Source organism: Actinoallomurus sp. NPDC052308 (assembly GCF_040679195.1).
Lineage (GTDB): Bacteria > Actinomycetota > Actinomycetes > Streptosporangiales > Streptosporangiaceae > Actinoallomurus > Actinoallomurus liliacearum.
In genome coordinates this window covers 144455-157786 of record NZ_JBFAUM010000016.1, presented here as the reverse complement: position 1 = coordinate 157786, position 13332 = coordinate 144455, and the positions used below count along the sequence as shown (strand labels likewise).

Genomic DNA, 13332 nt, shown 5'->3' with positions numbered 1-13332 from the left:
GGCCTCGTCGTGTCCGTCGCGCGGCGGGTCCGGCGGTGGAGAACGTGTGTGGCGGGCCGGCCGATCCCGCGAGGGGAACGGCCGACCCGCCACTGTCCGACCTTGGCCGAGAGTCGGCCCGGATCAGGCGTTCTTGGTCTCCCAGAAGATCTTGGCGATCTCGTCGATCTTGGCCAGGAGCTCGTCCGCCTTGGCCACGTCGAGCGTGCCCTTGGTGCCGCCGGCGCCCGCGAGCTTGGTGGCCTCGTTGAACAGCTGGTGCAGCTGCGGGTACTTCTCGAAGTGCGGGGGCTTGAAGTAGTCGGTCCACAGCACCCACAGGTGGTGCTTGACCAGCTGGGACCGCTCCTCCTTGATGATCAGAGCCCGAGCGCGGAACACCGGGTCGTCGTTGGACTGGTATTTCTCGATGATCGCCTTGATCGACTCGGCCTCGATGCGGGCCTGCGCCGGGTCGTACACGCCACAGGGCAGGTCGCAGTGGGCCGACACCGTGGTCTTGGGGCGCAGAAGTCGTGCAAGCACCTGCGTGTCCCTTCCGTTGTTTCGGATCATGCTCCGTTGGCAGACACTACTCCTGGTACCCTTCCCGCGCGCAGAGAGGTAACCCACGTGCAGACGGTCGAGGTCACGGGCGAGTCGATGCTGCCGGTGCTGCGGCCCGGCGACTGGCTTCTCGTACGCCGTGGCGCCCGCCTCGCGCCCGGACACGTCGTCGTGGCACGCCACCCCCGGGAGGCCCGGCTGATCGTCAAGCGGGTGGCCTGGCGCGACCGCGACGGATGGTGGCTGGAGAGCGACAACCAGCGGGCCACGGGCCGGCAGGACAGCTGGGACTTCGGCGCCGTACCGGACGATCTGATCCTCGGACGCGTCATCGCCCGTTACTGGCCCCGGCCCGCGATACGGCTCCGCGCGCCCCGGCGAGGCCGGAGCGCGCGGACGCGGAACGACTCCTGACTCAGAGCACCTTCGACAGGAAGTCCTGGGTGCGGGCGTGCTGCGGGTTGGTCAGCACCTCGCGGGGGTTGCCCTCCTCCACGACGACGCCGCCGTCCATGAAGACCACCGAGTCGCCCACCTCGCGGGCGAAGCCCATCTCGTGGGTGACCACGACCATGGTCATGCCGTCCTCCGCGAGCTGCCGCATCACGTCGAGGACGTCACCGACCAGCTCCGGGTCGAGGGCGCTGGTCGGCTCGTCGAACAACATGAGCTTCGGCTGCATGGCCAGCGCCCGCGCGATGGCCACCCGCTGCTGCTGGCCACCGGACAGCTGCCCCGGGTAGGCCTTCGCCTTCTCGGCCAGGCCGACCTGCTCGAGCAGCTGCACGGCCCGCTCCTGGACCGCGCGCTTCGACTCGCGCCGGACCCGGCACGGCGCCTCCATGACGTTCTCCAGCGCCGTCATGTGCGGGAAGAGATTGAACCGCTGGAACACCATGCCGATGTCCCGGCGCTGCGCGGCGATCTCCTTCTCGCGCATCTCGTGCAGGCGCTCGCCGCGCTGGCGGTAGCCCACGAGGTGGCCGTCCACCCACAGCCGCCCGCCGTCGATCTTCTCCAGGTGGTTGATGCACCGCAGGAAGGTCGACTTCCCGGAGCCGGACGGCCCGATGACGCACATCACCTCGCCGGACTGAACCTCCAGGTCGATGCCCTGCAGGACGTGCAGCCGGCCGAACCGCTTGTGGACGTTCTCCGCCTTGACCATAGGCATGGGAACGGCGTCGACCTCGCTCACTGTGCCCCCTGCTCTGTGGAGCGCTGCGCCTTCAGCTTGGTCAGGAACCGTTCGAGCATGGTCTGCCGCTGAGCCGTGCCGCGGCCGAAGCGACGCTCGAGGTAGAACTGGCCGACGCTGAGGATGGACGTCATGGCGAGGTACCAGAGCGACGCCACGAGCAGCAACGGGATGGTCTGGTACGTACGGCCGTAGACGATCTGCACGGAGTACAGCAGATCGGAGACCGCGATGACGCTGACCAGCGAGGACGTCTTCAGCATCGAGATGACCTCGTTGCCGGTCGGCGGGATGATCACCCGCATCGCCTGCGGGAGGACGATCCGCCGCAGCGTCTGCCCCCGGCTCATCCCCAGCGCGGTCGCGGCCTCGTCCTGGCCCGGGTCGACCGACAGGATGCCGGCCCGCACGATCTCGGACATGTACGCGGCCTCGTTGAGGCCGAGGCCCAGGCAGCCCGCGATGAACGGCGTGATCACCGAGTTCGCGCTGAAGTGCGCGAACGTCGGGCCGAACGGGATGCCGATCGAGAACTGCGGGATGAAGGCGTTGATGAAGCCCCAGGCCAGGATCTGCACCAGGACCGGGGTGCCGCGGAAGAACCAGACGTACGCCCACGCGATGCCGGAGATCAGCGGGTTCGGCGACAGCCGCATCACGGCGAGGAGCGCGCCGCCCACGATGCCCATGACCATCGCGATGACGGTCAGTTCCAGTGTCACGCCGACGCCCTGCACGACGGCGTCGATCGTGAGGTACTGCCGGATGACGTCCCACTGGAGCCGCTCGTTGTGCGCGACGCTCCAGGCCATCCAGACCACCACGTAAGTGATCAGGACCGCCGCGATCCAGCGTCCGTAGTGGCGGACGGGGACGGCCCGGATCTCCTCCTGCCGTCCCTCGCTCACCGTCTCGTCGGAAACGGTCATGCTGTCAGCCCTTGGCACCGTTGATCACCGGGTTGGTGTTGGCACCGTCCTGGATGCCCCACTTCTCGAGGATCTTGTTGTACGTGCCCTCCGACTGCAGCGCCTTCAGCGCCGCGAGGATGGCGTCCTTGCTCTGGCCCAGGTTCTTGCCGACCGCGATGCCGTACGGGGCGGTGTCGTACGCCGCGCCGGAGACCTCGAACTGGCCGTTGGACTGCTTGGCCGCGTAGTCGATGACCGGCGAGTCCGCCAGCACGGCGTCGGCGCGCGCGGTGGACAGGGCGAGGTTGGCGCCGGCCTGGTCGGGGTACGGCTGCGCGATCGGCGCCGGCTTGCCGGCGTCCTTGCACTTCTTCGTCCGGGCGCCGAGGCCCTTCTTGTCGTCGATGGTCGCGGACAGCTCGTCGAGCTGCACGGTGCCCTTCTCGACGGCGACCTTCTTGCCGCACAGGGACAGGTCGTCCGGCTTGAGCCCCTGCGGGTTGCCCTTCTTGACCATCAGGGAGGAGCCCGCGGTGTAGTAGGTCACGAAGTCGACGACCTTCTCGCGCTCCGTGTTGTCCGTGAAGGACGACATGCCGAGGTTGTACTTCCCGGATGTGATGCCGGGGATGATCGCGTCGAAGCCCGCCTGCTGGAACGTGAACTCGACGCCGAGCTTCTTGCCGAGCGCCTTACCGAGGTCGACGTCGAAACCGATGATCGTCTTGTTGTCGGTGTCGAAGAACTCGTTCGGCGCGTACGACGGGTCCGCCGCGACGGTGAACTTGCCCGCGCTCTTGATGTTGGCGGGCAGCATGGCGTTGAGCTTGGGATCCTGCTTGATCGAAGAGAAGATGTCGCCGACGTTCTTACCGCCGGCCGGCGCCCCCCCTTCGGTCTTGCTGGATCCACAGGCGGACATGGCGAGGGCCGCCGCCAGGACTGTGATGCCGGCCCCAAGGGCGCGACGGCGAAGACCGCTGTGCACGGCGTCCTCCTCCAGGCTTACGGGGCGTCACGCCCCGGTTGATTGCACGGTGGTTGCCCGACATCTTGGCGCAACCCTGTCCGAAGTGCGATTACTGCCGTGAAACAATCCCACAACAGCCGATGATCTTGGTACTGGGTCGTCAGACTCCGGCGTTGATCCGCGGCCCGCGGACGGCTCCGGCGGAGATGCCCCACTTGTCGGTGAGCTGCCGGTATGTACCGTCGTTGATCAGGTCCTTCATCGCCTTGAAGATCGCGTTCCGCAGGTTGTCGTGGTGCTTGGGGATGGCGATTCCGTACAGCGCGGTGCCGTACGGCTGCCCCGACAATTCGAAGCGGCCGGCGGCCTGCTTCGCGCCGTAGACCGCCGAGGGCGCGTCGGCGAGCACCCCGTCGGCGCGACCCTTGGCGAGGGCGGCGTTGGCAGCGGCCTGGTCGTCGAACGCGAGACGGACGGGCGCCGGCCGCCCGGCGTTCCGGCATGTGCTCAGGCGCGAACCGGCGTTGGGCTTGGCCGGGCTGGGTGGAGTGAACTCGTCTTCTTGCGTGGTGCCCCGCTCCACGGCGATCCGGCGGCCGCACAGGGACGTGCCGTCCGGCTGCAGCCGTTTCGGATTGCCCTTCCGGACCAGCAGCATCGTGCCCGCGGACAGGTATGTGACGAAATCGAGCCGGCTCTCCCTTTCCCGGGTGTCAGTGAACGACGAGAGGCTGATGTCGTACTTGCCCTCGCTGAGCGCGGGCATGATCGACTCGAACTTCATGTCCTGGAACTCCGCTTTGACGCCCAGTTTCCGGGCGATGGCGGTGCCCAGGTCGATGTCGAAGCCCACGATCTGCTCGCCCTGCTTGAATTCGTTGGGCGGGTACAGGGCATCGGTCGCGATGACGATCTTGTCCGCCTTCTCGACGCGGCCGAGGGCGCTGGCCGGGTCGGCGTTCTCGCAGGCCGCGAGGGCGGGGGTCGTCATGAGTGCGGTGAGGCCCGCCGCGATCAGGCGGCGGACGAAGGGACGGGGACGCAGTGCTCCTCCTCGGGGCGGAGGCGGGTACGTACGGAGGGTCAGACGACATCTTGGCCTACTCGCGCCCGGATGGTGATCAACAATGACACGAATGGATAACGGGCGATGTCGTGACCTGCCCGTTGCGCCCCCCTGACTGGACGCCGCCTCGGGGTGTGGGACAATTGGTCGACGGGTGACCCCCGTACGCACATCGAGAGACGGCCGCGCTGTCCATTGACCCGGAGGCAAATGCGGTCGTCTGCCCGTATTTCCACTAGTAGCAGGGGTCGCTGTGGCCGTTGAGCCTGTCGAACCACACAATTACGATGCTGATCCGGCCTTCGCGTTGCACCGCGGAGGCAAACTCGAGGTCCGTTCGACCGTCCCGGTCCGGGACAACGACGACCTCGCCCTCGCCTACACTCCCGGCGTCGCGCGCGTGTGCTCCGCGATCGCTGAGCGCCCGGAGCTCTCCTACGACTACACCTGGACCTCGAAGGTCGTGGCCGTCATCACCGACGGCACCGCCGTGCTCGGTCTCGGCGACATCGGCCCGGCCGCGGCCATGCCGGTGATGGAGGGCAAGTCGCTGCTGTTCAAGGAGTTCGCCGGGGTCGACTCCGTGCCCATCTGCCTCGACTGCACCGACACCGACGAACTCGTCGAGACGATCACCCGGCTCGCACCGAGCTTCGGCGGCATCAACCTGGAGGACATCAGCGCGCCGCGCTGCTTCGAGATCGAGGACCGGCTGCGGGCGGCCCTCGACATCCCGGTGTTCCACGACGACCAGCACGGCACCGCGATCGTGGCGCTCGCCGCGCTGCGCAACGCCTCGCGCCTCACCGGGAAGCCGCTGGCGAAGATGCGTGCGGTCGTGGCCGGAGCCGGCGCGTCCGGGGTGGCCGTGTCCCGCATCCTGCTGAACGCCGGGATCGGCGACATCGCCCTCTCCGACAGCAAGGGCCTGATCCACGAGGGCCGCGAGGGGCTGAACCCGATCAAGCAGGAGCTCGCCCGCGCGACCAACCGCGCCGGGCTGCAGGGCTCGACCGAGGACGCGCTGCACGGCGCGGACGTCTTCATCGGCCTGTCCGGCGCGACGATCCCGGAGGACTGCCTCGACGTGATGGCCGAGGACGCCATCGTGTTCGCGCTCTCCAACCCGGAGCCGGAGATCCACCCGGAGATCGCCCGGCGGCACGCCCGGGTGGTCGCGACCGGGCGGAGCGACTTTCCCAACCAGATCAACAACGTGCTGGCGTTCCCCGGGGTGTTCCGCGGGGCTCTCGACGTCCGCGCGCACACGATCACGGAGGGGATGAAGCTCGCGGCGGCCGGCGCGCTGGCCGACGTGGTCGGCGACGACCTGTCCGAGGACTACGTGATCCCCAGCCCGTTCGACGAACGCGTCGCGCCCGCCGTCACCCAGGCGGTCGCCGACCAGGCCCGCAAGGACGGCGTCGCCCGCCTCTGACCCCCAGACGACCCGTCGCGGCCCGCGCACCTCACCAGGCGCACGGGCCGCGGCATGCTCTGTGGGAGAGGGCGCTGTGGGTAATTCGATTGATACTTACGGTCGCCAGTTGGACACTGTGGGCATGCGAAGTGTCACGGTGCGAATCGACGATCGGCTGCTGAGCGACGCCAAAATGTTCGCGGCTCAGCGCGGTCAAACTCTCGGCTCAGTCGTGGAGGAAGCTTTGCGCCAGATGCTCGACCGGACGGAAGAAGCCGGTGAGCGACCGAGAGCCGATTTCCCGGTCTGCGGCGAAGAAGGCGGCCAGCCTCTCGTCGATGTCAGCCCGGAAGGCCTTAAGCGACTTCTTTTCGAGGAGGACATCGAACGGTACGCGAGGTAGCCGGGGTTGCGGTGGCGGCGGCCCCTCGACTGATCGTTCGGGGGAGGCCGGGTTAGGCTGCGGACATGTTCGCCGTCACTGCCGCACGCATCGATGCCGACAATCCGCTGAACGGGCTGGAGCTGGGGGAGCGTCCCGATCCCACGGTTCCCGAGGGCTGGACGACCGTCACCGTCAAGGCGACCGCGCTCAACCATCACGACGTCTGGACGCTCCGCGGCGTCGGGATCCGCGAGGACCGGCTGCCGATCGTCCTCGGCTGCGACGCGGCCGGTGTCGACGAGGACGGCAACGAAGTGATCGTGCACTCGGTCATCGGCGATCCGGAGCGGGGCGGGGGCGACGAGACGCTCGATCCGAAGCGCTCGCTGCTGTCGGAGTCCTACGACGGGACCTTCGCGGAGAAGGTCGCCGTGCCGCGCCGCAACCTGGTGCCCAAACCGGCCTCGATCTCGTTCGAGGAGGCGGCCTGCCTGCCGACCGCGTGGCTCACCGCGTACCGGATGCTGTTCGACAAGGCCGGGTTGCAGCCCGGCTCGACCATCCTGGTCCAGGGGGCGGGCGGCGGGGTCGCCACCGCGCTGATCGCGTTGGGCGCGGCCGCCGGTTACCGCGTCTGGGCGACCAGCCGTACCGAGGACAAGCGCAAGCGGGCCCTCGAACTGGGCGCCGACCAGGTCTTCGAGTCCGGCGCGCGGTTGCCCGAGCGGGTCGACGCGGTCATGGAGACCGTCGGCCAGGCCACCTGGTCGCACTCGCTGAAGTCCCTGCGGCCCGGTGGCCGGATCGTCGTGTCCGGCGCGACCAGCGGCCAGGTGCCGCCGGCCGAGCTGAGCCGCGTGTTCTTCCTGCAGTTGTCGGTGGTCGGCTCCACGATGGGCACCCGGGATCAGCTCGTACGGCTGGCGCGCTTCCTCGACAAGACGGGCGTGCGCCCGCGGATCGACCGCGCGATCCCGCTGCGGCAGGCCCGCGACGGCTTCGCCGCGATGATCGACGGCGACGTCTTCGGGAAGATCGTCTTCACGACCTGACCGGCGCCGGCCGGCGCGCGGTCAGCTCTTGCCCAGGATCTCCGTGCGCAGCCGCTCGGACGTCTCGGCGAGGAGCGCACGGGCCGCGGTGACCTGCTCCTCGTCGATGCCGTCCCGCGCCGCGGTGCGGATCTCGTCGACGAACTTGCGCAGCGCCCGGTCGAGCTTGACGCGGACCGCGTCCTCCTGCGTGCCGGTGGCGGTGGCCCAGGCGTCGTCCCAGGTGCTCCGCCATTCTTCCTGCAGCGCGCGCTTGTGCTCCTTCCACTGCGCCTTCTGTCGCTGCCACTCGTCCTTCTGCCGCCGCGTCGTCTCCTTCAGGTTCTGTGCCGCGCCGACCGGGTTCTGCCGGCGCATCTCCCGGGCGGCCTGGGTGAGCTCCTCGCGCAGCGACCGCACGGTGTCGCGCACGTCCTCCTGGACCTCGCGGGCGATGTCGCGTACGGACTCGGTGAGCTCCTCCTCCAGCTCCGCGAGCTCGTCCATCCGGCGCTCCAGCTCGGCACGGCCCGCGTCGGTGAGGCGGTAGACCTTCTTGCCCTGCACGACCTCGTGGGTGACCAGGCCCTCCTCCTCGAGCCGGGCCAGCCGCGGGTAGATGGTGCCGGGGGAGGGGGAGTAGACGCCGAGGAAACGGTCCTGGAGCAGCCGGATGACCTCATAGCCGTGTCGCGGGCTCTCCTCGAGCATCTTCAGCAGGTACAACCGCAGCCGGCCATGCCCGAACACTGGACTCATTACTCGCTCCCCCTTCTCACTCGCTCGCCGATCGCGTCAGTTCCTCTGGATCCGGTCGGCTGAGCAGTGTGATCGCACCGGAGACCGAGTTGATCGTGAGGGACGCATCGCCGTCGCCGAGCGTACCGCTCACGTACTTGCCCACCGGACGGTCCGGCCGGGTGCGCGTCAGCTCGAGGAAGGCCGCGTCGACGCGGCCGGTCATGGAGTTGAGCGACACCTTGGCGGAGGTCGATTCGGGCAGCCGTATGGTGACCTCGCCGGAGACGGTGCTCACCTGGGCGCGGCTGCCGGTGCGCAGGTCGACGTCGGTCGTGACCTTCCCGGCGACCGAATGGGCGGTCAGCCGGTCGAGGCTGCCGCCGGCGAGGGAGAGGTTCCCCGAGACCGAGTTGAAGGTGACCGAGCCCGCGAGCCCCTGTGCCTCGATGTCCCCCGCCGCCGTGTTGGCGTCGATCGACCCGGTCACGCCGTCGAGGGTGACGTCGCCCGAGGCGGTCTTGACGGAGACCCGTCCGGCCAGCCCGGTGACGATCGCGTTCGCGGTGCCGAGGTTGAGGGTGACCGGGCAGTCGGGCGGAACGGTGATCGTCACGCTGACCCGGCCCCGGGTGTTCTGCAGCCACTTGAGGACGCCGTCCCAGCCGGCGCTCTTGTGGTTGAGGTTGAGCATCCCGGCCTCGTGCACGATCTCGAGAGGTTGCCCCGAGATCTCGCCGACCTGGAGGGTGGGTCGCTCGTCACTCGGCAGGATCGAGATGGTTCCCGCCACGATATTGGCCTTGAGGGCCACCACGCCGTCGAAGTCGAGGTTCGTCGGCTCATCCACGGTCCAGCGCGCCACGGCACGATTCCCTTCCGTCGGGAGGCTTCGCTGTTAACAAGATATGTCGTGTTAGGCGAAAGTCAAGATGTATCGTGTGGCAAGCCGGATGGCGGGCGAGGATCCATGACCCGACGAGGGGGCCGGACTGTCCGCCGTCCCGCGGCCCGCCGCTGCGGGACGGCCGACGGGTCAGTCGTCGTCCTCGTCGCCCAGCCGGGCCAGCCAGGTGGCGAGCCGCTCGACCGGGGTCTCGAACTCGGGGTTCAGATCGACGAACTCCCGCAGCCGGTCGGCCAGCCAGACGAAGGAGACCTCCTCCTCGCCCCGGCGGTCGGCGAGTTCCTCGATCCCCCGATCCGTGAAGTACATGGCAATCGTTCTCTTTCGCTGTCGTTCGTGCCCGCGAGCGGAACGGCGCTCCACACGTTGACCGTGCGGAGCGCCGTAGGCCGGATGCGGCCGCTACTCGCTGAAGACCGCGGCCACCAGGCCCTGCTGCTCCAGAGCGTGCATCTTGGCGGACCCGACGGCGGGCGAGGAGCTCGCCCGGCGGGACACCCGCTTGAGCTCCCGGCCCTCCAGGTGCGGCGGCAGCTTCAGCGCCATGAAGGGCCATGCCCCCATGTTGGCGGGCTCGTCCTGCGCCCAGACCAGCTCGGCGTCGGCCGGGTACTTCGCCAGCTCGGCCTTGATCTCGTCCACCGGCAGCGGGTAGAGCCGCTCGACGCGGACCAGCGCGACCGACGTGTCGCCGGACTTCTCCCGGGCGGCGGCCAGGTCGTAGTACAGCTTGCCGCTCGTGAGCACGACGCGGCGGACCTGGCCGAGCTGCTTCGGGTCACCGATCACCGGCTGGAAGGATCCGGAGGTGAGATCGGCCGTGGCCGAGGTGGCGGCCTTCAGCCGGAGCATCGACTTCGGCGTGAAGACGATCAGCGGCTTCTCCCGCGGCGACAGGGCCTGCCAGCGCAGCAGGTGGAAGTAGCTCGCCGGGGTGCTCGGCTGCGCCACCGTCATGTTGTCCTCGGCGCACAGCTGCAGGTAGCGCTCGATGCGCGCGGAGGAGTGGTCCGGCCCCTGGCCCTCGTAGCCGTGCGGGAGCAGCAGGACGACGCTGGAGCGCTGGCCCCACTTCTGCTCGCCGGAGGAGATGTACTCGTCCAGGATCGACTGCGCGCCGTTGGCGAAGTCGCCGAACTGCGCCTCCCAGCAGACCAGCGCGTCCGGGCGGGTCATCGAGTAGCCGTATTCGAAGCCCATCGCGGCGTACTCGCTGAGCAGCGAGTCGTGCACGTAGAACTTCGAGGTGCCCGTGCCGAACTGCTTGAGCGGGGTGTGCTCCTCGCCGGTCTTGCGGTCGAAGACCACGGCGTGCCGCTGGCCGAAGGTGCCGCGCCGACTGTCCTGGCCGACGAGCCGCACCGGGCGGCCGTCGATCAGCAGCGAGCCGAACGCGAACATCTCACCGGTCGCCCAGTCGATCGCGTCCTCTTCCACCATCTGCGCGCGCTTGGCCAGCAGCGGCTGGACACGCGGGTGCGGCGTGAAGCCCTCCGGCAGGTTGAGCTGGGTGTCCACGATCCGCTTGATCGTCTCGTCGGAGACGGCGGTCGGGACGCTCGCGTGGTCCACCGGGATGCGCTCGACGTCGGGCTTGGTGAAGCCCGCGGGCGGCTGCTGCTTGGTGGCCTCCCGGGTCTCGCTGAACGCCCGCTCCAGCTGCTGCTGGTAGTCGCGCAGCGCCTGCTCGGCCTCTTCGACGGTGATGTCGCCGCGACCGATCAGCGCCTCGGTGTAGAGCTTGCGGACCGACCGCTTGGCGTCGATGAGGTCGTACATCAGCGGCTGCGTGAACGACGGGTTGTCACTCTCGTTGTGACCCCGCCGCCGGTAGCAGATCATGTCGATGACGACGTCCTTGTTGAACGCCTGGCGGTACTCGAACGCGAGCCGGGCCACGCGCGCGCACGCCTCGGGGTCGTCCCCGTTGACGTGGAAGATCGGCGCCTGGATCATCCGGGCCACGTCGGTGGCGTACACGCTGGAGCGGGAGTACTCCGGCGCCGTCGTGAAGCCGACCTGGTTGTTCACGATGATGTGCACGGTGCCGCCGGTGCGGTAGCCGCGCAGCTGCGAGAGGTTGAGGGTCTCGGCCACGACGCCCTGCCCGGCGAACGCCGCGTCGCCGTGGATGAGGATCGGCATCACGGTGAAGCCGCCCTCGCCGACGTCGCGCAGGTCCTGCTTGGCGCGGACGACGCCCTCGGCGACCGGGTCGACGGTCTCCAGGTGGCTCGGGTTGGCCACCAGCGCGGTGCGGATCTTCGAGCCGTCGCGGGCGACGAAGTCGCCGTCGGCGCCCAGGTGGTACTTCACGTCGCCGGAGCCCTGCGCGCTGCGCGGGTCGAGGTTGCCCTCGAACTCACCGAAGATCTGGCCGTAGGACTTGCCGACGATGTTGGCGAGGACGTTCAGCCGGCCGCGGTGGGCCATGCCGATGACGATCTCGTCGAGGTGGTCCTGCGCCGCCGCGGTGATCACCGAGTCGAGCAGCGGGATCAGCGACTCGCCGCCCTCGAGGGAGAACCGCTTCTGCCCGACGAACTTCGTCTGCAGGAAGGTCTCGAACGCCTCGGCGGTGTTGAGCCGGCCGAGGATGTGCAGCTGCTCCTCGCGGTCGGGCTTGTCGTGGGGGACCTCGACCTTGCCCTGGATCCAGGCCCGCTCGCCGGGGTCCTGGATGTGCATGTACTCGATGCCGACGGTCCGGCAGTAGGAGTTGCGCAGCACGCCGAGGATGTCGCGCAGCTTCATCGTCGGCTTGCCGCCGAAACCGCCGGTGGCGAACTCGCGCTCGAGGTCCCAGAGCGTCAGGCCGTGCTTGAGGACGTCGAGGTCGGGGTGCCGGCGCTGGGTGTACTCCAGCGGGTCGGTGTCGGCCATGAGGTGGCCGCGCACCCGGTAGGCGTGGATCAGCTCGTGCACCCGGGCGACCTTGGCGACGTCGTCCTCGTGCGTGGCGCTGATGTCCTGCACCCAGCGGACCGGCTCGTACGGTATCCGCAGCGCCTCGAAGATCTCGTCGTAGAACTCGTCCTCGCCGAGGAGCAGGCGGTGGACCATCCGCAGGAAGTCGCCCGACTGGGCGCCCTGGATGATGCGGTGGTCGTACGTCGAGGTCAGCGTCATGACCTTGCTGATGCCGAGCCGGGCGAGCGCCTCCTCGGAGGTGCCGGCGTACTCGGCGGGGTACTCCATGGCGCCGACGCCGATGATCGAGCCCTGGCCGGGCATGAGCCGCGGCACGGAGTGGACGGTGCCGATCGTGCCCGGGTTGGTGAGGCTGATCGTCGTCCCGGCGTAGTCGTCGATCGTCAGCTTGTTGGACCGCGCCTTGCGCACCAGCTCTTCGTACGCCGCCCAGAACTGGCGGAAGTCGAGCGTCTCGGCGGCCTTGATGTTCGGCACGACGAGCTGTCGCTGCCCGTCGTCCTTCTTCAGGTCGATCGCGAGGCCGAAGTTGACGTGCTCCGGCTTGATCAGCATCGGCTTGCCGTCGACCTCGGCGTACGAGGCGTTCATCTCCGGCATCGCCTGCAGCGCCCGGACGATGGCGTAGCCGATGAGATGGGTGAAGGAGACCTTGCCGCCTCGGCCGCGCTTCAGGTGGTTGTTGACGACGATGCGGTTGTCGATCAGCAGCTTGGCCGGGACCGCGCGGACGCTCGTCGCGGTCGGCACGGCCAGGCTGGCCTCCATGTTGGTGACCGTGCGGGCGGCGACGCCGCGCAGTCGCACCTCTTCCGCGCCGCCGGGCACCTGGGGAGCGGGCGCGGCCTTCTTCGCGGGCGCGGCCGACGCCGGCTTGGCGGCCTCGGCGGGCTTCGCCGCGGTGGCCGGGGCGGCGGGTGTCTGCTTCGGAGTGGGAGCCGTGGGGGTGGGCGGTGTCGTCGGGGGCGCCGCGCCGTCGGCGCCGGAGGGCGCCTTGGCCGGGCGATCCGGCTGGTAGTCGGCGAAGAAGTTCCACCAGGCTCGATCAACCGAGTTGGGGTCTTCCAGGTACTTTTGGTAAAGCTCGTCGACCAGCCACTCGTTGGGACCGAAGTCAGGAGTGTTCAGGTCGGCGGAGGATCGCGACGACTGGGTCGACACGGCGGCGATCGCCCTCTTCCGCGGCTCGCAGGTGGATCAGTAACCTTGTCAAGGCTACCGGCCTAAGG

Annotated in this window: 13 protein-coding genes; 4 read left to right on the top strand and 9 right to left on the bottom strand. The window is 68.9% G+C overall.

Going from position 1 to position 13332, the window contains the following annotated elements:
• Positions 1 to 123: 123 nt before the first annotated feature.
• Positions 124 to 525 (bottom strand): superoxide dismutase, Ni, encoded by a 402-nt coding sequence (gene sodN, locus AB0L00_RS30440; protein WP_345356731.1) that lies wholly within the window; start codon positions 523 to 525, stop codon positions 124 to 126.
• On the opposite strand from sodN, the gene sodX reads away from it, so the two are divergent.
• Entirely contained in the window at positions 481 to 960 is a 480-nt protein-coding gene (gene sodX / locus AB0L00_RS30435) for a nickel-type superoxide dismutase maturation protease (protein ID WP_364440506.1), read from the top strand. The genes sodN and sodX overlap by 45 nt on opposite strands.
• Before the next feature lies 1 nt (position 961).
• On the opposite strand, the gene AB0L00_RS30430 is transcribed toward sodX, so the two are convergent.
• The 4 genes from AB0L00_RS30430 to AB0L00_RS30415 all read right to left on the bottom strand — a co-directional run bounded on the left by AB0L00_RS30430 (position 962) and on the right by AB0L00_RS30415 (position 4616).
• Complete coding sequence (locus AB0L00_RS30430) at positions 962 to 1720, bottom strand: amino acid ABC transporter ATP-binding protein (protein ID WP_364440536.1); 759 nt, start codon at positions 1718 to 1720, stop codon at positions 962 to 964.
• Between the two features lie 20 nt (positions 1721 to 1740).
• Positions 1741 to 2673 (bottom strand): amino acid ABC transporter permease, encoded by a 933-nt coding sequence (locus AB0L00_RS30425; RefSeq protein ID WP_364440505.1) that lies wholly within the window; start codon positions 2671 to 2673, stop codon positions 1741 to 1743.
• A 4-nt stretch (positions 2674 to 2677) separates the two neighbouring features.
• Positions 2678 to 3643, bottom strand: a complete 966-nt coding sequence (locus tag AB0L00_RS30420) for an ABC transporter substrate-binding protein (protein WP_364440504.1) — start codon at positions 3641 to 3643, stop codon at positions 2678 to 2680.
• 142 nt (positions 3644 to 3785) lie between these two features.
• Positions 3786 to 4616 (bottom strand): ABC transporter substrate-binding protein, encoded by an 831-nt coding sequence (locus AB0L00_RS30415; protein ID WP_364440503.1) that lies wholly within the window; start codon positions 4614 to 4616, stop codon positions 3786 to 3788.
• A 328-nt stretch (positions 4617 to 4944) separates the two neighbouring features.
• Between AB0L00_RS30415 and AB0L00_RS30410 the strand changes: the two genes are divergently transcribed.
• The 3 genes from AB0L00_RS30410 (at position 4945) to AB0L00_RS30400 (ending at position 7548) form a co-directional block, all read left to right on the top strand.
• Positions 4945 to 6129, top strand: a complete 1185-nt coding sequence (locus tag AB0L00_RS30410; RefSeq protein WP_345356745.1) for an NADP-dependent malic enzyme — start codon at positions 4945 to 4947, stop codon at positions 6127 to 6129.
• 124 nt (positions 6130 to 6253) lie between these two features.
• Positions 6254 to 6514, top strand: a complete 261-nt coding sequence (locus AB0L00_RS30405) for a hypothetical protein (RefSeq protein ID WP_364440502.1) — start codon at positions 6254 to 6256, stop codon at positions 6512 to 6514.
• A 65-nt stretch (positions 6515 to 6579) separates the two neighbouring features.
• Positions 6580 to 7548, top strand: coding sequence for a zinc-binding dehydrogenase (locus AB0L00_RS30400; RefSeq protein ID WP_364440501.1), 969 nt, complete (start codon positions 6580 to 6582; stop codon positions 7546 to 7548).
• 21 nt (positions 7549 to 7569) lie between these two features.
• Here the strand turns inward: AB0L00_RS30400 and AB0L00_RS30395 are convergent, their stop codons facing one another.
• The 4 genes from AB0L00_RS30395 to AB0L00_RS30380 all read right to left on the bottom strand — a co-directional run bounded on the left by AB0L00_RS30395 (position 7570) and on the right by AB0L00_RS30380 (position 13264).
• A complete protein-coding gene (locus AB0L00_RS30395) occupies positions 7570 to 8286 on the bottom strand; it encodes a PadR family transcriptional regulator (protein ID WP_364440500.1) in 717 nt (238 codons plus the stop codon).
• Positions 8287 to 8302: 16 nt separating this feature from the next.
• Complete coding sequence (locus tag AB0L00_RS30390; protein WP_364440499.1) at positions 8303 to 9130, bottom strand: DUF4097 family beta strand repeat-containing protein; 828 nt, start codon at positions 9128 to 9130, stop codon at positions 8303 to 8305.
• Positions 9131 to 9301: 171 nt separating this feature from the next.
• Complete coding sequence (locus tag AB0L00_RS30385; RefSeq protein ID WP_252775676.1) at positions 9302 to 9481, bottom strand: DUF6104 family protein; 180 nt, start codon at positions 9479 to 9481, stop codon at positions 9302 to 9304.
• A gap of 93 nt (positions 9482 to 9574) precedes the next feature.
• The gene (locus tag AB0L00_RS30380; protein ID WP_364440498.1) at positions 9575 to 13264 is read right to left on the bottom strand and encodes a multifunctional oxoglutarate decarboxylase/oxoglutarate dehydrogenase thiamine pyrophosphate-binding subunit/dihydrolipoyllysine-residue succinyltransferase subunit; all 3690 of its coding nucleotides are present in this window, start codon (positions 13262 to 13264) and stop codon (positions 9575 to 9577) included.
• Positions 13265 to 13332 lie beyond the last annotated feature (68 nt).